The organism is Aphanizomenon sp. UHCC 0183 (genome assembly GCF_009712065.1).
Taxonomy (GTDB): domain Bacteria; phylum Cyanobacteriota; class Cyanobacteriia; order Cyanobacteriales; family Nostocaceae; genus Dolichospermum; species Dolichospermum heterosporum.
The window spans coordinates 19,051-39,571 of record NZ_VILC01000019.1 but is presented as its reverse complement, the minus strand read 5'-3'; the positions used below and the strand labels follow the sequence as shown (position 1 = coordinate 39,571).

General features: G+C 39.5%; 15 protein-coding genes, 1 tRNA gene and 1 pseudogene. 13 read left to right on the top strand and 4 right to left on the bottom strand.

The genetic code is table 11. From position 1 onward, the window contains the following. The first annotated feature begins 121 nt into the window (after nt 1–121). Nucleotides 122–1,450, top strand: a complete 1,329-nt coding sequence (locus tag FJR37_RS09140) for an RNA-guided endonuclease TnpB family protein (protein ID WP_039202677.1) — start codon at nt 122–124, stop codon at nt 1,448–1,450. Between the two features lie 149 nt (nt 1,451–1,599). On the opposite strand, the gene FJR37_RS09135 is transcribed toward FJR37_RS09140, so the two are convergent. Both FJR37_RS09135 and FJR37_RS09130 read right to left on the bottom strand, forming a co-directional pair. Continuing rightward, nucleotides 1,600–3,705 (bottom strand): M3 family metallopeptidase, encoded by a 2,106-nt coding sequence (locus FJR37_RS09135; protein ID WP_168465846.1) that lies wholly within the window; start codon nt 3,703–3,705, stop codon nt 1,600–1,602. 414 nt (nt 3,706–4,119) lie between these two features. Beyond that, nucleotides 4,120–4,281 carry a hypothetical protein gene (locus FJR37_RS09130; RefSeq protein WP_168465845.1) on the bottom strand — a complete coding sequence of 54 codons (162 nt, stop codon included), beginning with the start codon at nt 4,279–4,281 and terminating at the stop codon, nt 4,120–4,122. 27 nt (nt 4,282–4,308) lie between these two features. On the opposite strand from FJR37_RS09130, the pseudogene FJR37_RS09125 reads away from it, so the two are divergent. From FJR37_RS09125 to FJR37_RS09115, 3 genes and pseudogenes are all read left to right on the top strand, one after another. Then, a pseudogene (locus FJR37_RS09125) lies at nt 4,309–4,748 on the top strand (dienelactone hydrolase family protein); the annotation flags it as partial. 431 nt (nt 4,749–5,179) lie between these two features. Then, complete coding sequence (locus FJR37_RS09120) at nt 5,180–5,557, top strand: DUF1823 family protein (protein WP_039202681.1); 378 nt, start codon at nt 5,180–5,182, stop codon at nt 5,555–5,557. A gap of 572 nt (nt 5,558–6,129) precedes the next feature. Then, nucleotides 6,130–7,173: a 3-deoxy-7-phosphoheptulonate synthase gene (locus FJR37_RS09115; RefSeq protein WP_168465844.1), complete on the top strand. Its 1,044-nt coding sequence runs from the start codon at nt 6,130–6,132 to the stop codon at nt 7,171–7,173. A 667-nt stretch (nt 7,174–7,840) separates the two neighbouring features. On the opposite strand, the gene FJR37_RS09110 is transcribed toward FJR37_RS09115, so the two are convergent. Together FJR37_RS09110 and FJR37_RS09105 are read right to left on the bottom strand one after the other, a co-directional pair. Continuing rightward, a tRNA-Arg gene (locus FJR37_RS09110) sits at nt 7,841–7,914 on the bottom strand. A gap of 33 nt (nt 7,915–7,947) precedes the next feature. After that, a complete protein-coding gene (locus tag FJR37_RS09105; RefSeq protein ID WP_168465843.1) occupies nt 7,948–9,045 on the bottom strand; it encodes a tocopherol cyclase family protein in 1,098 nt (365 codons plus the stop codon). 1,538 nt (nt 9,046–10,583) lie between these two features. On the opposite strand from FJR37_RS09105, the gene FJR37_RS09100 reads away from it, so the two are divergent. The 9 genes from FJR37_RS09100 to FJR37_RS09060 all read left to right on the top strand — a co-directional run bounded on the left by FJR37_RS09100 (nt 10,584) and on the right by FJR37_RS09060 (nt 20,514). Beyond that, complete coding sequence (locus FJR37_RS09100; RefSeq protein WP_168465842.1) at nt 10,584–12,002, top strand: sugar transferase; 1,419 nt, start codon at nt 10,584–10,586, stop codon at nt 12,000–12,002. Next, the gene (gene galE / locus FJR37_RS09095) at nt 11,999–12,991 is read left to right on the top strand and encodes a UDP-glucose 4-epimerase GalE (RefSeq protein ID WP_168465841.1); all 993 of its coding nucleotides are present in this window, start codon (nt 11,999–12,001) and stop codon (nt 12,989–12,991) included. The genes FJR37_RS09100 and galE overlap by 4 nt, the downstream gene beginning before the upstream one ends. Before the next feature lie 419 nt (nt 12,992–13,410). Continuing rightward, entirely contained in the window at nt 13,411–15,618 is a 2,208-nt protein-coding gene (locus FJR37_RS09090; protein WP_168465840.1) for a polysaccharide biosynthesis tyrosine autokinase, read from the top strand. A 193-nt stretch (nt 15,619–15,811) separates the two neighbouring features. Then, the gene (locus FJR37_RS09085; protein WP_168465839.1) at nt 15,812–16,372 is read left to right on the top strand and encodes a Uma2 family endonuclease; all 561 of its coding nucleotides are present in this window, start codon (nt 15,812–15,814) and stop codon (nt 16,370–16,372) included. 70 nt (nt 16,373–16,442) lie between these two features. After that, nucleotides 16,443–17,183: a DapH/DapD/GlmU-related protein gene (locus tag FJR37_RS09080; RefSeq protein WP_168465838.1), complete on the top strand. Its 741-nt coding sequence runs from the start codon at nt 16,443–16,445 to the stop codon at nt 17,181–17,183. Then, on the top strand, nt 17,180–17,653 hold the full coding sequence (locus FJR37_RS27420; protein ID WP_168465863.1) for an acyltransferase: 474 nt from the start codon (nt 17,180–17,182) through the stop codon (nt 17,651–17,653). The genes FJR37_RS09080 and FJR37_RS27420 overlap by 4 nt, the downstream gene beginning before the upstream one ends. 2 nt (nt 17,654–17,655) lie before the next feature. Then, a complete protein-coding gene (locus tag FJR37_RS09070; RefSeq protein WP_168465837.1) occupies nt 17,656–18,069 on the top strand; it encodes an FdtA/QdtA family cupin domain-containing protein in 414 nt (137 codons plus the stop codon). Then, nucleotides 18,066–19,169: a DegT/DnrJ/EryC1/StrS aminotransferase family protein gene (locus FJR37_RS09065; RefSeq protein WP_168465836.1), complete on the top strand. Its 1,104-nt coding sequence runs from the start codon at nt 18,066–18,068 to the stop codon at nt 19,167–19,169. Before FJR37_RS09070 ends, FJR37_RS09065 begins: the two co-directional genes overlap by 4 nt. Continuing rightward, on the top strand, nt 19,162–20,514 hold the full coding sequence (locus FJR37_RS09060; RefSeq protein ID WP_168465835.1) for an oligosaccharide flippase family protein: 1,353 nt from the start codon (nt 19,162–19,164) through the stop codon (nt 20,512–20,514). The genes FJR37_RS09065 and FJR37_RS09060 overlap by 8 nt, the downstream gene beginning before the upstream one ends. Nucleotides 20,515–20,521 lie beyond the last annotated feature (7 nt).

The following is a 20,521-nucleotide window of genomic DNA, read 5'->3' as shown; positions in this document are numbered from 1 at the left end:
TTTTTACTTGCAGTAAAAGAATTTTGAGGACAGTTGAGTTTTTGACAAAATATTAGGTTGTCGGCGAATTTACAATGCTAGTATAGCATAAGTTAAGAAAGTGAATGAGAGGTAATTATCAATGGCGTTACGTAGAGCGACTTTCAGACTATATCCTAATAAGCAAGTCAATGAAATGTTGCACTACCACCGCAAACTTCATAAAGATTTGTACAATGCTGCTGTATCCAACCGCATTACTTCATACAAGAAGTTTGGTAAATCTGTTTCTTACTTCGAGCAGCAGAATTGTTTACCGGACTTCAAGGAAGTATGGATAGAATATAAAGTAATTAATTCCCAAGCGTTACAAGCTACCTTGAAGCGGGTTGATTTTGCTTTTCAAAGATTTTTCAAGGGACTAGCATTGTATCCTAAATTCAAGTCAATTCGTCATTACTCTGGTTGGACTTACCCATCTTTTACGGGCTGGAAAGTCCACAGTACAGGAGACAACGGTTATTTAGAATTAGCAAAAATTGGTCAGATTCAAATGCGGGGTAAAGCTAGGCTTTGGGGACATCCCAAGGCTTTAGATATCGTTAACCGTAATGGAAAATGGTACGCTTCCATCGTCTTAGAAATTGATGATACTTTGTTAAAAAATAGCCGCAAAACTGATAATAGGATTATTGCAATTGACTTAGGTTGCAACGATGCAATTGCTTGGACAAACGGTGAAGAAAATGGTTTAGTCCCTGCACCTCGGTTTTTCAGAAACGCAGAACAAAAAAATAAACAATTAGGAAAAGCTAAACGCAGAAAACGCGCTCCCAATTTCAAGAAAAAAGTCAAAGCTTCTAGAAGGTGGAAAAAAGTTCAGAAATTAGTTAGTAAACTTTCGAGAAAAGTTGCTAACCAAAGACAAAACTTTGTTCACCAGGAAACTACACGAATAATCAGCGGTAATAGCACGGTAGTTACTGAAAAATTAGAAGTCAAAAACATGAGTGCCAAAGCCAAAAAAGGTAAACGTAAAAAGCAAAAAGCTGGGTTGAATAAATCAATTCTTGATGTAGGAATGGGGATGATAAAGTCCGCTCTAAAAGCGAAATTATCAGATATTGGTGGCTTGTTTGTAGAAGTACCTACTCGCAAAGTGAAACCATCTCAAACCTGCCCAAAATGTGGACATCAAGAGAAAAAAACCTTAGCCGAAAGAACTCATGTTTGCCATAACTGCGGGTACACCCAACAACGCGATATCGCCGCCGCAGAAGTCATGCTATTTTGGCACTCAAATAATCTACAGGGGTTAGGAACTAGCCTCTTAGACGTAGATGATTCTAGCTCTACTTCAAACACTAGCAAACGCAAGAATGCTGGAAGTATGAAGCAACTAGGTTCTGTGAAACGTCAAAAATCTCAACTTACTGATGGGGATGTAGAAACCCCATCTTCAACGAAGTAAGATGGGGTAGTTCATCACTCTCAATGAGATTCTTGGTTCACCAAAACCACTTAATTTGGATTCCTTGCGTTCTCTAAACCAGAGGTGGGGTTCTATATCTATCTTCCCAAGGCAATACTCCTCATTCCCTCATCCCTTCGACTTCTAACTTACACAGCAGCCAGCAGTCCATTGTGCTTGAGTAAAGCCTTGGTACTGGGTTTTCGTCCCCGGAAGGTTTTAAATACATCCATTGGATGCTGACTGCCACCTAGTGCTAACACCGTGTCTCGGTAACGTCTGCCAATCGCATGAATTGCAGCTTCATCTTCCAAACCTACTTCTTCAAAAGCGGCAAAAGCATCAGCACTGAGAACTTCAGCCCATTTATAGCTATAATATCCCGCTGCATAACCCCCTTCAAAAATATGACCGAAAGCACATAAAAACGCATCCTGGGGTAATGGTGGTAACACAGTCGTTAACCTAGCAATCCGGTTTCGCACATCTGTCACAGTTTCCTGACTATTAGGGCAATAGCGGTAATGTAACTCCAAATCCACACTACTAAAATCCAGTTGCCGCAACATAGTTGAACCACTCATGTAATTACGTGCCGCCAACAATTTTTGGTAGTAATGTTCCGGTAATGCTTCCCCTGTTCCATAATGTTTCGCCATGCCAAACAAGGTTTGGCGGTCATAACACCAGTTTTCCATAAACTGGCTCGGTAATTCCACTGCGTCCCACTCAACATTATTAATACCTGCTGCCCCCAGATAATCCACCTTAGTCAGCATATGATGTAAACCATGTCCAAATTCATGGAACAATGTCTCCACTTCATCAAAAGCCATCAAACTCGGATTACCATCTACAGGGGGAGTTTGATTACAAATCAAATAAGCTACAGGTAGCCGAATAGTAGTTAAACCATTTTCTGTAACTTTGCGACGGTGAATACAAGCATCCATCCAAGCACCACCACGCTTTTCCGCAGGACGGCTGTAAGCATCTAGGTAAAAATAGGCAATGGGTTCACCATATTTATCAGCAATTTGGAAATAACGAACATCCTCATGCCATATTGGGGCTTGACCATCAGCAGGTGTCACCGTCACCCCAAAAAGCCTTTTTACCAGCCCAAATAGCCCATCTAGAACTTGAGGCAGGGGAAAATAGGGAAGTAACTCCTCGGCAGTAAAGGCAAATTGTTCTTCCCGTTGACGTTCAGCCCAAAAGCTAATATCCCAATGCTGCAAATTTTCGGCTTCTACGGCTCCTTTCGCCTTGGCAAAGGCTTTGAGTTGTTCTAAATCTTTGACAGCAGCATTATAACTAGCTTGACGGAGTTCTTCTAACAGCCTTTCTACAGAGGGAATATCCTTAGCCATCTTACTAGCCAAACTCAGTTCAGCAAAAGTTTCAAAGCCAATTAATTTAGCTAGTTCTTTTCTTAGCTCTAAAATTCGTATAATCAAAGGATTATTATCTAATTCCCCGGAAGATGCCCGGGTAATGTAAGCCTTATAGAGTTTTTCCCGCAAATCCCGCCTGGTACTGTGCTGTATGAATGGGAAATAACTAGGAAAATCTAAAGTAATATGCCAAGGTCCATGTTCCGGGGTGGCATTTTCTTCACCAGATGCACGAGCAACTTGGGCTGCAAGACTCAACAAGCTACTTGGTAAGCCATCAATGTCATCTGGGGTGGTGAGAATTAAAATAAAGCCTTTAGTCGCATCTAGAACGTGATTAGCAAACCTAGTTGCCAGTTCTGCTAATTCCATCTGGATAGTATTAAAACGCTCTCTATCTTTTCCTTCTAAACCAACACCAGACAATTCTGCATCCCGAATTGCAGCTTTGATAATTCTCTGCTGGGCTGAATCTAAAGTTTCCCAGCTAGGACTATTCCGAATTGCTTTGAAAGCATTATAAATAGGTTTACTTTGACCCAGGATATTCATAAACTGAACTACTTGCGGCTGTACCTTTTCATAGGCAATACGTAGTTCTGGACTATTTTTTACACCCATTAAATGATTCAGTATTCCCCAACTCCAATTTAGTCTTTCTGTCAGTTTTTCTAGAGGTTCTACTAAACCGCTCCAAGTAGGCTCTATATTTGCCTCTAAGTCAATTAATTGCTTTTCCAGTTCTGCCAATAGATGACTAAAAGCTGGTTCGACTTGCTCTGATTTAATATCCGCAAATACGGGTAAACTACAGCTTTGAAGTAGGGGATTCTGATAAATAGTAGCAGTTGCACGCATGGTAGTGAGTTAATAGCCGATGAATTAGTGGGGAACAACGATTGATTTTTCTTTATATAACTAATAATTTAACGTTGCGACAAAATTTCGCGTTGCTAGAATGGCAATCTTACTCAACAGATACAGAAGTTAGGAGACCAGAATCAAATAAGTATATTTCTATACGAAAAATAATTAAATCTACCTCTATTCCTATGCCAGTTATACAAAAAGTTCATTCTGATAGCGTATCGTAGTGTGGCGTAAACCATACTGCTGCAACTTTATAACTACTGAATTTGTTTTTGATAGCTCAGATACATAGTGGTCTGTCAATATTAATTTTGTGTGTTAACGAAGTTTGAAAGTATTGCTAACAAACGGTTATAAAATTTAATAACTCACAATTTTAAGCTTGACAGACTAATAGGGCTACTATTTGATTTTTGATAGCGTAGCGTAAGCCATACAAGCTGTAAACCGTAAACCCCATCGAATCAACGATTGAGCCTCGGTATAATGAACAAGAATCAAACCGGACTCTAACTCCCAATAATTACTTTTATTTTGTCGAGTTTTGTGGCGATAATTCACCATAATCAATTTTGAATACGTAATAAAGGTATGAAATTTTTACTTTCTGTTTTGCTGACACCTGCGGTGGTTTTGTTGAGTTCTGCTCATGTATTAGCAGCAATTAAAACTAAAACAATTGAGTATAAGCAAGGAAACACAGTATTGGAAGGATATCTTGCTTATGATGATGCTATTAAAGTTAAACGTCCCGGTGTATTAGTAGTTCATGAATGGAATGGGTTACAGTTTTATGCCAAAAAACGGACTCAACAGTTGGCTAAATTGGCTTTTGCCGCCGATATTTATGGTAAAGGAATTAGACCAAAAAACATCGAAGAATCAGGTAAACAAGCAACTATTTATCGTCAAGATCGAAAATTACTCCGCGAACGGGCAAAAGCTGGGTTACAAGTTTTACAAATTATCCCTTAACTGACTCTAAACACATTGCTGTCATTGGGTATTGCTTCGGTGGTGGTACAGTCTTAGGGACTTCCAAGAAATAAAATCCCCAAAAATTTCTTGTGGTGCGGGCATCTTGCCCGCTAATCATCAAGGACGGGCAGGATGCCCATCCCACAGGGAACAGAAAAAACTCATGTTTAAAAACATGAGATTGAAATAATGATACTGTTTTTTTTCGTGCTACGCATCTTTTAAAAACATCTTTTTCTTGACTGAAGCTCTAAGGGACTTCCAAATAAAAAAATACTCAACCACCTAACGCAAAAATCTCTCAAACCCTTATTCCTCTGTGTCCTCTGCGCCTCTGTGGTTCGTTAATCAGGATAATTTATTTCTTGGAAGTCCCTAAACTCAGCAAATGAGTGTTTCTTATCTGTTCCCTGTTCCCTGTTCCCTTTTTTGTAATTGGTAAAATTATTACCTATTATCCATTCCTTCCTCTTACCTAAAAATCATGTCTAATCTTCCACCGCTAAATACAGAAACAATTTGGGCAATTATTAACGATACAATTGATGATGCCACTGTAAACCAATTATTATGGTATCACTTAGGTTATCGTTATGATGCGATTACAGAAACTTGGGATAATAGTCAAGTATCATCAACATGGCAAGATGAATATTCACAACCACCGGATTTTATTGCTTCTCGTCCAGCAATTATGAAATTAACTCGTTCTATTCCCCAGGAAAATAAACAGATACTCAAGGAAAGACTCGGTTTTAAAGGCTACAAAATTGGTGAATTTGGTCCTCGACAAACTCGCAGAGCCACATCAGCAAATTGGTTATTAAGTTATATGTTAATAACCACTGGTACAATTGAGTAAAATTGCTATAAGTAGTGAGACAGAATTAATTACACAATGTCATTGCGTAAGCGTTGCGTGGCGTTAGCCATATGGAATGAAGTGAAATGAAGCAATTCCAAGGGTTGTGATTGCTTCCCTTCCCTCGCAATGACTGTAAATATTTTTGTCCAATTACTTATCTAGCAATTACTTAAAATATCCCCAACTTCTCTAAGTAGTTAGTGGGGGAGTGGGGGAGTTGGGGGAGTGGGGGGAGTGGGGGAGTGGGGGGAGTGGGGGAAGTAGGGGGAGTTGGGGGAGTGGGGGGAGTTGGGGGAGTTGGGGGAACATTACCCGTCAAAATAAATTTGACGAACTGCTAGAGGCAGGATTTATGTCCAAATGTTATGGAAATAACACGGACATATCTTGTATTTTTTTACAAAACTGTGTATATTAATATATTCTACCCTTGCATATAGTAATCTTAGCTAATTTGTGCAACTTGTTGTTCTAACTAACTACTTTAGGGCTAACAAGAATCAAAAACGGTTTCACAAATAATTTAGATAGGATTACTACTGTATAACACAAATCAAGAGATTTCTGCTATGATCAACAAATTAATTAATACTAACATTAAGAGTTCTCATGTTTTACCAACTCCTAATGAGGTTAAGGCAAAATTACCTTTAACTAAAACTGCTGAAAATACAATTTTAAAATTCAGACAAGAAATAGAAAATATTTTAGATTTTCAAGACCGACGTAAATTCATTGTAGTCGGTCCTTGTTCAATTCATGATCCAAAAGCAGCGATAGAATATGGAGAAAAGTTGCTAGGTTTGGCAGAAAAAGTTCAGGATAAACTACTGTTAATCATGCGAGTTTATTTTGAAAAGCCCCGAACTACTGTAGGCTGGAAAGGATTAATTAATGATCCCAAAATGGATGATTCTTTTCATGTAGAAGAAGGAATTTTAATTGCCAGAAACTTACTATTAAAGTTAACAGATTTAGGATTACCCACTGCTACAGAAGCACTTGATCCAATCATACCTCAATATATAAGCGAACTGGTTTCCTGGTCTGCAATTGGTGCAAGGACAACCGAATCCCAAACACACCGAGAAATGGCTAGTGGTTTATCTATGCCAGTAGGGTTTAAAAATGGTACTGACGGTAATATTCAAGTTGCTGTAAATGCCCTCAAATCAGCAAAGACTCCCCATAATTTCCTGGGTATTAATCAAAAGGGACAAGTGAGTGTATTTCAAACTAGGGGAAATGCTCATGGTCATGTAATTTTGCGCGGTGGAAATCAGCCTAATTTTGATGCCGAGAATATTCAGTTAGTAGAGGAACAATTAAAAGCAGCTAACTTATCACCAAGAATAGTTGTTGATTGTAGTCATGGTAATACTAATAAAGATTACAGATTACAATCTATGGTGTTTGAGAATATTATCCAGCAAATAGTAGATGGCACTAATTCCATTGTAGGAATGATGCTAGAATCGAATTTGTATGAAGGTAGTCAAGTAATTACAGGGAATCGTGAAGATTTAAAATATGGTGTTTCCGTAACTGATAAATGTATCAATTGGCAAGAAACCGAAAGAATTATTTTGGCTGCTTACAGTAAATTACAATAAACTTACAGCAGTTTTTATGTATTTACACCACATGAATTATGGTTCTACCGCTCCCCTTATGGAATAAAATATTAATTTAATTTTTGTAGGTTGGGTTGAACAAACTGAAACCCAACATTAGCGAGAAGATAGTAGGAGGTGTTGGGTTTCGTCCCTCAACCCAACCTACAATAAATATTGTTTTACATAAAGGGAACGGTAGAGCCTGAATTATTTTAATTCTTCTCTTTGTATGAGATTTAAAAATGTGGTTCATTTACCTGAAAAAAAGCTGTTTTGTAGTTGTGCTTTAGTCCAAAGTGCAATGCTTAGTTTCTGCTTCTTTTTCCACGATTCGACTTCACTCAGTCTCTCAAAGACTTTGGGTAATTTTCTCTTGGCTTCTTTTCATTGCTTCTAAATGTCAATTAGTCCAAACTCAAGTAAATAAGTAGTGAGACAGAATTAATTACACAATGTCATTGCGTAAGCGTTGCGTGGCGTTAGCCATATGGAACGAAGTGAAATGAAGCAATTCCAAGGGTTGTGATTGCTTCCCTTCCCTCGCAATGACTGTAAATATTTTTGTCCAAATATGGAACGAAGTGAAATGAAGCAATCGCAAGAGTTCTGATTGCTTCCCTTCCCTCGCAATGACTGTAAATATTTTTGTCCAATTACTTAAAAGTGGGATTGGTGCGGATCGAACGCACGGCCTAGCGCTTAGGAGGCGCTCGCTCTATCCAACTGAGCTACAACCCCAAGGATGACGTAAATATCATAATAGCAGCATTTTTATTGCGATCGCCAACAATAATCCCAATCATCACCACCGACTTCTAACCCGCAAAGATTACTACTTGCAGTCAGGATAACTTGAGATTTGCCGCTATTAAGTTCTCGCAATTCTAAAGTGATGTCCCCTTGCATGGTATCTCGACAACAAAAAGTTAAACCATTAGTTGTAGGTGCGCGGAGGGGTGTACCGGGAAGATGGGTAGTCCCTGTCAGTTCAATTTCGTAATTGAGGTTTTTGGCTTGCATTTGCCATCTACCCCAGGGTTGAATTTGCCATGTTACCTCTGAATTCCAGGGAACAAATTCATAAAATTTGCCTTGGTGGTGAATACCAATCATGGCGACTGATTCCATCCACCATAATACACCACGTTTGCCGCCACCGGCTGTTAAAGCTAAGTCTGGTTGATTGATAAAGGCATTACAATTTAGCCAAAACCATTTTTGGGGAAAAGCACCACCCCAATTTTTTTCCGCGTATGCTGGGGCATTTGTGAATTCATAAATTTTACCATGCCAATCTATCCAACCGCTGGCTAAACCATGAGCCATTAAAATTTGCCAACCAGGTTCAAATATCTGAGAAAATGATAACCAACCGGCGGTTGATTGCTGAGGACTATTTTGATTTCCCCATGCGTACATGGGTTGAATTGCATACTCCCATCGGCAATAATTACCAGTGGTAGGATCTGTAATTATGCCTTGGTTTAAGGTAGCTGTGGCTTGATAGCCTTCTTGAATATGGTGTGCAAATTCACGAGGAATAAGATACAGAGGTGAAACTTGTAAGTTGGTTTTTCCCCAATGTCCTAATCCCAAAATATCCCGACTTGCCCAAAATTTGTTGATATCAGGAAAAGTGCGACAAAGGTATTCATCATTTATACCCAGTATTTGGGCTGCTCCGCCACTGTAGGGCTGATTGCCTCTTGGGTCTTCGATGGAGTACATGAAGGCGATAGTTTGCCGAATTTCGGTCAGTGTGACGCGGTAATACCAGCCCTCAAAAAAACGGCGATCGCTCCCATCCCAATGATAACCGCTATGGGGAGTTTGGGTGAAATCAAAGAAACTTTTGGGAATATTCAGCATAGATTGTGTTTTATTGTACTTCGTAAGGTTACAATTTGAGCTTTTACTTAGAGGATGTTTGAAAAGTGTTATTCCGTAATTTTCATCACATTGCTACCCCCCTTAGTCCCCCCTTGTAAAGGGGGGAAACAATAAAAATCCAGTTCCCTCCCCTTTACAAGGGGAGGGTTAGGGTGGGGTAAAAAATATTTGATACATCAACCATAACTTTTCAAACACCCTCTTAAAGGGAATATATGGATGTAAAAATGCAAGTTATTACCTTCTCAAGTATATTTATTTTTTGGTATTGGCAATGTGGAAACTTTGGACTAAAATGGGGTATCGGCTCAATAAATAGGGGCAACTACCTAATTTGGGAAAAATTTTACGCCATTTGAGGGTTGTCATTGAACGATTTCCCCCGGATTATTGAGCGGATACAAAATGGTGTATCCACTGAATTTCACTACATATTCCGTATTTTAAGCTTCATCATCTGTAATTACTGAACAAGAAATGTAAACCAAAAATAAAAGTTAGTTCTTCTTACACATCACAAAAAGACATTTTACAAACCATCAACATTCCACATTCCCCGATGATACTTAATCCTATTTTCCAGACAGCGTTTAAGTTGATGCAGCATATTATAGATTAATGAGGTACAGGATCTTAATTCAAAGCCAAACAGCAATCTAGCTTTACAAAAGAAGGGAACAGGGAACAGGGAACAGGGAACAGATAAGAAACTAAAGTTTCACCAGTTTAGAGCTTCAGTCAAGAAAAAGATGTTTTTAAAAGATGCGTAGCACGAAAAAACAGTGTCATTATTTCAATCTCATGTTTTTAAACATGAGTTTTTCCAGTTCCCTGTTGCTTCTTCCGCTGAATACTGACTCCTCAATTCTGATGTAAGTATCTGACTAAGGAACGCAAATTTAATAACCTGCAATTCTAATGTAACCTGGAATGGTGCGTTACGCTGTCGCTAACACACCCTACCTTTGCACCTTATTTAATTCACATTCCTAACTCAATCTGATGCTGTTCCTCTTTCTATCGCTGAGTCTAAACTCAAGTGGCTAGGAACTTGACAATTTGGTATGCGTTGTGATTAAGTATTTAATACCAAGTAGATATATTTAAGATTCAATTACTAAATAATGGGACAGAATTAATTACACAATTGATTTTTCTGTTCCCTGTTCCCTCTCTCAACGAGTGAATTGAATTTTGTCCGACTACTTAACTGTTATAAAATCGCGCAGTGTAGTAGGATGTGTCTATTTGGGAAGATTTGTGAAGTACAGGATTTACTGCTACACAATTGCATATCATCTGGCTTAATCTCTTTTCTTACCTTAAATGCAAAAAGGTATTGATTTACCAATATCTTGTCCAAATTTAAAAAAGCCTTGATTTGTAGGTTGGGTTGAAGCATGAAACCCAACAAATGCGTTGGGTTGCGCTGTCGCTTAACCCAACCTACAGAAAATGGACAAGGTATTGTTTACAAATTCATGTTTTTACAAGCCAAGCTCTAAAAAAAAATACTTATGCTAGAGATAGGATTTGAGAATAATAGGGGCAGTATTCAGTTAGTCAAACTCTCACGCTTTATCTCTCTATTTCTGATAATGGGAGATATTTTTGGCCTATTTGTCTGTTTAGGAATTAGTTCTTACGGGACTCTGGATCATCCATTGATAGGATTTGATCCATTTGTATATGGATTTATACTACTGACTTTAACAGGAATGTATTTGTTAAATACATACCATCCAGAGAAAGAAATTGCTGGGTTACAAGCTCCGACTCGCATCCTGATCAGCAGTCTAATAGTTGCCATCATAACTTCCGTGTTAATTAATCTGTCGGGAAACTGGGAAGGTAATTCAGTAGGAATGCGGGGTATATTATTAGTTAGCCTGGGAATTTTTACTATCTGGGCAATGATCTTAAGAATATGGGCATTTAATTGGTGGCGATCGCAAGCTCAACAAAGTCGTTGGTTAATGCTAGGAGCCAACAATCATGCCATAAAATTTGCCCAAATGTTCTTAACCCAAAATCCACTGGGGCGATTAGTTATCTTGACGGAAACTGGTCAACATATCCCTGAATTAGCAGAAATCGAACCCCAATTAAGTCATGAAGGATCTCTCAATGACTTATCTTATTGGAGTCATCAACCCTTATCAGGAGTAGTAGTAGGAACTCAAAAAGGTCTCTCTGATCAACAAGTACACAGTCTCATGCAACTCCGACTGAAAGGGATTCCCGTTTACCGTCTACCTGATATTTGGGAAACCCTATGCTACAAACTTCCCTCATCTCTACTCGAAGATGAGTGGTTTGCTTTCAGCAGTGGTTTTAACCTAGTATTTTGTGGTCACAGTCTCAAAATAAAAGGGGTTATGGATATAATCGTCACTGGTCTGTTGTCTCTGCTGGTGTCGCCACTCATGATATTTGTAGGACTAATCATCAAATTAGATAGTCCAAGACCAATTTTTTATAGCCAATTACGAACAGGATTATATGGTAAACCATTTCGGGTTTACAAATTCCGTTCCATGTATCAAGACGCGGAAAAGAGGGGCGCACAATGGGCAAGTCAACGTGACCCCCGCATTACCAGAGTAGGATATTGGCTACGAGTTCTGCGAATTGATGAACTCCCCCAAATTTGGAATGTGCTGTGTGGAGAAATGAGTCTGATTGGTCCACGTCCAGAAAGGCCAGAGTTTGATGTCAAGCTCAAAGAAGCAATTCCTTATTACGAAATGCGCTATTTAGTCAAACCAGGAATTACTGGTTGGGCGCAGGTGCTTTATCCCTACGGATCTTCTCTAGAAGATGCCTATGAAAAGCTATCTTACGACCTTTACTACATCAAAAACTATTCATTATGGTTGGACATAGTGATAGTCTTGAAAACCATCAGAGTTGTTTTATTAGGTAAAGGCAGATGAATCAAAAAGTCTTGGTAACTGGAGGTGCTGGCTATATTGGTTCCCACGTCGTGCGTCAACTAGGTGAGGCTGGCTATGATGTGGTTGTATATGATAATTGTTCTACAGGAGTAGCACAAGCTGTACTTTATGGTCAGCTAATTGTTGGCGACTTAGGAGATATAGACCGCCTTTACCAAGTCTTTGGCAAACATCAATTTAGCGCAGTGCTGCATTTTGCTGCCAGTCTAGTTGTACCAGAATCCGTTGCCTATCCCCTCGATTACTACACCAATAACACCCGGAATACCCTGAATTTACTCCGGTGCTGTAGTATCATGGGTGTTGACCAATTGATCTTTTCTAGCACAGCGGCAGTTTACGGCGAACCTAGAGAAAATCCCGTCACAGAGTTTACTCCCACTTTACCGATTAACCCCTACGGTCGCTCCAAACTGATGAGCGAATGGATGATTCAAGACTACGGACTGGCATCTCGTCTGCGGTATGTAATTCTCCGCTATTTCAACGTCGCAGGAGCCGACCCCGGTGGCAGAATTGGACAAAACTTAACCAATGCAACTCATTTAATTGCCAATGCTTGTAATGCAGCCCTGAAACGCCAAGCAGAATTCAAGATATTTGGCAATGATTTCCCCACCCCAGATGGGACAGGAATTAGAGACTATATCCATGTCGAAGATCTAGCCACAGCCCATGTTGATGGGTTACGCTATCTAGAACGGGGTGGAGAAAGTCAAATTCTCAACTGTGGTTATGGCAAAGGTTATAGTGTCAGGGAAGTTGTGGAACGAGTTAAGGACATTTCTGGGGTAAATTTTCCTGTGATTGAAGTGGCGCGTCGTCCCGGAGATCCAGCCTGTGTGACGGCTGATGCAGAAAAAATTAAACAGGTATTGAATTGGCAACCCAAGTATAATGACCTGGATAATATCATCTCCAGCTTTCTCGCCTGGGAGAAAGGTAAGCTGTTACAAAGCTATAAGTAGGTGGGCGTTAAAAATTGTCGTTGGGGCAAGGGAACAGGGAACTCTTAACAGGGAACAGGAAGAGAGTTTTGAGTGATTTTACTCTTGTAGGGTGCGTCAGACCCAATAATTTGGTAAAAAACAGATTTCCTCTGTCTGACGCACCCTACTCAATACGACAATCAAACTGCGTAACAAATAATCGCTATTTTACAAATGTTAAATGCCAAAAGCCGGGGATGAGTGATTTTTGTTCAAACGGATGATCTAAGTAGGTGAACACAATAAAACCAAACTGTGTAAAGAAATGTAAAATCGCCCAAACCCTCTTCACTCTTGCCTCTTGTCTTTTGCCTTGCCATAACGACAATTTTCAACGCTCACCTACTTACAACTTGTACAGCGCTTCCTACACTTAGTATATTTTCTTAAATTAATTTATGTCCATTAACCAAGAAGACCAAGATTCCCCTATTGATATTCAACAGTACTGGCTAATATTCAAAAGACGTTGGCCTGTGGCATCAGTCGTATTTGCTTTTGTCTTCGGAGTCACAGCCCTTGTCACTTACTCAACAAAACCAGTTTACGAGTCAGAAGGGAAATTGGTTTTCACTAAAAAAAGTGGGGCTTCATCACTCTCAAGTCTCTCTCAACAGATGGGAGAATTGGGCGCACTGACAAACCTTAGCAACCCAGTAGATACTGAATCTGAGATCATCCGTTCCTATCCCATCGTTATAAAAACTATTACCACACTAAAGTTGACAGATAATCAAGGCAAACAGCTTTCTTTGGAAGTTTTTCTCAAAAAACTGAAGCTGAAGACTGTCCGAGGAACAGATGTGATGCAGCTTTCTTACAAAAGTACAAATCCCCAGGAAGCAGCAGATGTGGTGAATTCCCTGATGAAATATTACTTAGAGAGTAATGTTCGCACTAACCGCACCGAAGCTAGGTCAGCGCGAGAATTTTTATCCAAGCAATTACCAGAGGTTGAACACCGAGTTACGAAAGCAGAAATGAACTTGCGCCGGTTTAAGGAGAACAACCGAGTGGTGGCTCTGGATGTAGAAGCGAAAACTAGTTTGGAATCTCTGGGAAAGCTGAATGAATCAATTACCCAGAGCCAAGGGCAATTGGCGGCGGCCTTGACTCGTTCCGTAGCTTTACAGAATGAAATGAAACTGGGTACACAACAGGCTGTGAATCTCAGTACCTTAAGTCAATCACCCGGTGTACAACAAGTCCTCACAGAATACCAAAAAACCCAATCTGAACTAGCAGTGGCGCGAAGTCTTTATACTGGTGATAATCCAAAGGTCGTGGATTTAGCCATGAAAGAGACATCTCTGAAAAAATTACTAGAAGAACGAGTCGGCCAGACCGTTGGTAATTTTGAGTCCCTATCTAAACAGAATTTGCAAATAGGAGAACTTAAACAGGCATTAACTCAAGACCTTGTCAAATCGGAGGTAGAAAGGTTAGCATTAACAAAACAAGTGGAGGAATTGCAAAGGGTATTTATAGTTAACAGAAAACGTTTGGATAGCTTGCCTCGACTGGAACAACAACAGCTACAGCTACAGAGACAGTTAACTGTCGCACAAATCACCTACCAAGAATTTCTGAAGCAATTCCAGTTGGTTCAGGTTTTAGAGAATCAGAATGTAGGTAATTCGCGGATCATTTCTGGAGCTTTAGTTCCTGAACGTCCCATTTCTCCTAAGATTCCCCTCAACCTAGCACTAGGCGGATTTTTGGGAGTTATTTTAGGCGCAGGAACGGCACTGGTGTTGGAATCCATGAATCAATCCCTCAAAAATATTGAAGAAGCCAATCGGCTGTTAGGCTTTCCTTTGCTGGGGACGATTCCCCAATATGGGGAAAAAAATCCGAAAAATCGGCAGGAAGGTCGGCAAGAGTTGCCATTATTGGATAACCCCTATTCACCAGTCAGTACGTCTTTTGAAATGCTCCAGACTAACCTGGGGTTCACAGTTTCTGACAAAGAATTGCGGGTGATTTTGGTGACTAGTGCAACCCCTGGAGAGGGTAAATCTTTTGTGGCGGCAAATCTGGCTCTAGCAGCAGCTTATGTAGGAAGACGAGTCCTGTTAGTGGATGCTGATATGCGTCGTCCCCGTCAGCACCGGATTTGGGAAATACACAATTTGCTGGGATTAAGCAATATCTTAGCCGGTCAGGCGCAGTTAGAAAATGCTGTCCAGGAAGTATCCCCTCTGGTGAATATGTTACCAGCAGGAAAAATTCCGCCTAACCCAGTGGCACTGTTAGATTCCCAGCGCATGGCTACCTTGGTTGAAGAGGCTAGTAAGGATTATGATTTCGTAATTATTGACACACCTCCCTTAACGGCTGTTACTGATCCCCTGATTGTTGGCAAGTATGTGGATGGGTTATTGCTGGTTGTCCGTCCCGGTGCAGTGGAGTATTCAGCGGTAACTGCGGCGAAGTCATTACTTGAGCAGGCGAAAGTGCCTATTTTGGGAATGGTGGTGAATGGTATTGGTAAGGAAAGTGGTTATGGTGGATATTACTATGCCAGTGGTTATTACGGAGGTAAAGAAGACAAGAAGAAGTCTTCGGAGGCTAATGTGCGGTCAGGGTTTTTTGGTCGGGTGTGACCTGTCTTTACATTCTGACGAGATTAATTAAATTGTCTGTGTTTTAGGAGTTGAGCTTTGATGGTCTTTTGATCTCGGTTCCTCCCTCGCAACCTGCTCGTAATTGGGAAGGCCGGAGCAGGGGAAAGCTATGTCTAAATTATGGTATAATTCTCAAAACGATGTCGACTAAGGGCTACAATAATCATCCTTTATGACCATCAGCACCATAAAATCTCTCACATTGCAGGAGTTTCTGATGCTACCAGAAACAAAGCCAGCATCGGAGTTCTTGGGTAGGGAAATTATTCAAAAACCTATGCCGAAAGGAAGACACAGCCGACTGCAAGGGAAACTTAGCAGCGAAATTAATTTGGTGAGTGAATCTGAAAAAATTGCCTATGCTTTCCCTGAACTTAGATGTAGCTTTGGTAATCGCTCAATTGTTCCCGATATAGCAGTTTTTACATGGGAACATATTCCTTTCCTCAGTAGTGGAGAAGTCCCAGATAGATTTGAACTAGCTCCCGATTGGGTAATTGAGATTCTTTCTCCTGAACAGAAATCAAATAAAGTGATTGGCAATATCTTGTATTGTATGGAGCATGGATGTAAATTAGGATGGTTTCTTGATCCTGATGATTTAAGTATTCTAGTATTTTTGTGCGATCGCCAACCAATACTAATGGAAAAAACCGATATTCTGCCTGTATTGGCAGGAATAGAGTTAAAATTAACTGTTGATGATGTATTTGGCTGGTTGAAAATGGCTTAACTAAGCAATACCTCAGACAAGATAAGAGTCTTACTGTATAGTAAGAAGTATAAATTTGTAATTATGGTCTATGATGATTGATAAAATGGCAATGGTAGATACAAATTGTATAGGTGAAAATACTTTGATAAAAAGTTTTGCAGTAATTAATAAGGAGGTAATTATTGGTAGTAACGTTATTATTCATCCTCATGTAACTATAGAAGCTGGTGTTGTTATCGGCAATAATGTAGAAATATTTCCAGGCGCTTATATTGGAAAACCCCCTAAGGGTGCTGGAGCGGTAGCTAGAAAAATTGAATATGAGCAGAAAGTCAAAATTGGCGATAATTGTGTAATCGGTCCGAATGCCATTATTTATTCTGATGTCATCATTGGTTGTAATACTTTAATTGGTGATAATGCCTCTATTCGGGAACAGGTGATCATAGGCGATTTTTGCATTGTTAGTCGGAGTGTAACTATTAATTACAATACCTCTATTGGCAATAGAACTAAAATCATGGATATGACACACATTACCGGCAACTGCCAAATCGGTGACGATGTATTTATAAGTGTCTTGGTAGCTACCACAAATGATCGCGCAATTGGTCAATCAGGTTATGCCGAGGAGAAAGTAATTGGTCCAAATATCGGTAATGGTGTGGCTATTGGTGCGAGTGCAAATATTTTACCAGGAGTATCCATTGGTGAAGGCTCGGTAGTGGCTGCATCTGCTGTAGTTAGCAAAGATGTACTACCAAGAAAAATGGTTGCAGGTAATCCAGCACGGGTAATTAAAAGTTTAGACGGGGGGGGGGAGATATAGTAAAATATTTTATACATGATCTAGCTTTTGTAGAAACAGAAGTAATTGGTAAAGGAACGAGAATTTGGGCTTTTGCTCATGTTTTAAAAGGTGCAAAAATTGGGGAGAATGTGAATATATGCGATCATGTATTCATTGAAAATGATGTAGAAATAGGTAATAATGTGACTATTAAATGTGGTGTCCAAGTTTGGGACGGAATCAGATTAAAAGATAATGTTTTTGTGGGTCCTAATGTTACCTTTACAAATGATCCATTTCCCCGATCTAAAAAATATCTTGATCGATATCCTGAAACAATTGTCGAAGAGAGTGCCAGTATCGGAGCAAATGCAACAATCTTGCCTGGTGTCACCATAGGTAAAAATGCCATGGTAGGAGCAGGTGCAGTGGTTACACAAAACATTCCCGATGATGCTGTGGCGATCGGGAATCCAGCTAAAATAATTAAGTATTTACAGGGGGCTTAACATTGAGTATTAAAGAATGCAAACTAATTCAACTCCCAAAAATCACTGATCCTCGTGGTAATTTAACTTTTATTGAAGGAAATCATCATATTCCCTTTGACATTAAGCGTGTATATTACTTGTATGATGTTCCAGGTGGTGCTGAACGCGGTGGTCACGCACACAAACAACTTCAGCAGCTTATCATAAGTATTTCTGGAAGCTTTGATGTGATTTTAGATGACGGTTATGAAAAACGACGCTTTCATATGAGTCGGTCTTATTATGGCTTGTATCTAGGCTCAATGATTTGGCGAGAACTAGATAATTTTTCATCAGCATCAGTTTGTATGGTCTTAGCCTCCACAGTCTATGAAGAGTCTGATTATTATCGAGACTATCAAGAGTTTTTAGAAGCCGTGAAAATCAAGCAATGAATATTCCTTTTTTAGACTTAAAAGCCACTTATCAAGAACTTCAATCAGAGCTAGATGCAACTTGTCGTTGTGTACTTGATTCAGGTTTCTATATTTTGGGCAAGGAGGTTCAGTCATTTGAATCAGAATTTGCCAATTATTGCCAAGCTAAACACTGTATTGGTGTTGGTAACGGTTTAGATGCCCTATGTCTAATCTTGCGGGCTTTAGAAATTGGTGCTGGAGATGAAGTTATTGTCCCTGCTAATACCTACATTGCCACTTGGTTAGCAGTTTCCTATACTGGAGCTATACCAGTACCAGTAGAACCAAATGAGAAAACCTATAATATTGATCCAAAACTGATTGAAGCAGCCATTACACCTCGGACAAAGGCAATTATGGCGGTTCACCTATATGGGCAAACTGCTGATATGGAGCAAATCAATCTAATTGCCAAAAAATATGGGTTGAAAGTAATTGAAGATGCGGCTCAAGCTCATGGAGCTAAGTATCAAGGGCAAAGAGCAGGTAATCTAGGAGATGCAGCAGGGTTTAGTTTTTATCCAGGTAAAAACCTTGGTGCCTTTGGCGATGGTGGTGCGGTAACGACTAATGATGATAAAATTGCGGATAAGGTGCGAGTTCTGGCTAATTATGGTTCACGGGTTAAGTATCATAATGAAGTTAAGGGTGTAAACTCACGGTTAGATGAATTACAGGCAGCATTTTTGCGGGTAAAACTAGCCAAACTTGATGAATGGAATCAACGACGGAGATTAATTGCCAATGTTTATTTACAGGAATTAGCTAGTTTATCGGGGTTAATTTTGCCGAATATCCCTGATTATTCCGACCCTGTATGGCATTTGTTTGTAATCCGTCATCCAGAACGGGAGAAGTTTCAGGAAAGCTTAAAAGCTGCTGGAATTGGTACTCTCATTCACTATCCGATTCCGCCACATTTATCAGAGGCTTATGGGGAAATGAATGATTTAGCAGGTAAGTTACCAATTACTGAAACCATTGCCAAAGAAGTGGTAAGTTTACCGATGGGACCACATCTATCTGAGAGTGACTGTCAATTTGTGATTAAGTCAATTCAAAATTTATATGCGTGAGATACTCAAGGCTTTCACTAAAACAGTTTCTGGAACAGCGGTATCTCTGGTTATAAGTAGCTTATCTGTCAAGATTATCGCCAGTATTATAGGACCATCGGGAATGGGTTTGTATTCTATCTTGCGTCAAATTCATTCTACAACCTTGATTGCGGCAACAATGGGCGGTCAAACTGCTTTGGTACAAGGAGGAGCATCAAGGCAAGATGATGATCGAGATGCTTACCTAAAAACAGTTTTGATCTTATTTATCATCAGTGCTGCACTGTTTAGTATCCTATTGTTTGTTTTAGCCCCTACCCTATCCTTACATCTTCTAAATCGTCAAGATGAAATGGCAGTTACTCTAATCAGAGGGTTAGCTATTCCCGTTTTTTTAACTGTCATTACGGGATATGTAAGTGGAGTTTTAAATATTCATCGTGCTTTGGGCTACATGGCACTAGTGCAAACTCTAGCTTCAGTTGTAACCTTGGCATTAAGCTATCCAGTCGCTATGGCTGTCAAAAGTGGTTACGATTTGGCTTTAGTAGGGATTATGACGGCTACTCAAGCAACTAGCTTAGGATTATTTGGATTGTGGCTGTGGAGAAATAAATATTTACAACCCCTTTTACATAATTTACGAAATAGTTTCGATAAAGTTTCTGCTCGTTATTTTTTCTCTTTTGCAGGAGTGACTGTAGTCACGAGTCTATTTCAAAATCTGATCATGTTAGGAGTTCGTGGAATAATAGTTCAAAAGCATTCTTTAGCAGAAGTGGGAATATTTGACGCGGCATGGACTCTTTGCGGGACTTATATTAGCCTAATTACAGGCGCTTTTGGTACCTATTATTTACCCACTTTAAGTCAGCTTGAAGATCGGCAGTTAATTCGTGATATGATAGAAAGAACATTGTTGTTTATAGCAATAATATCAACAGTAGTAATTGTGGGTATGGTATTTTTCAAACAACAAATCGTTACATTGTTATTTTCCCGTGAGTTCATTCCTAGTTTATCTCTGATCCGGTGGTTATTAATTGCAGATTTTTTAAAAATGTTATCTTGGGTATTAGGATTTCCCATATTGGCATTTAAACACTTAAAAATCTTTTTCTGGACAGAAATTTTCTGGAATGCTACTATACTGTTTGGTTGTTATTGGTCATTAACCAGATTAGACAGTTTAGAAGGAATTGGAATTTCTATTCTTGCTTGTTATATCTCTTATCTAATTTTCACATTATGGTTTGTTTGGGATAGATACAAGTTTCTGCCATCAATAACCACAGCCTCTGTTAGTCTTATTGGCTTTTTATTTGTACTGGCAGCATCAGCTTATACTTGGAATATTATTTAAACTAGTG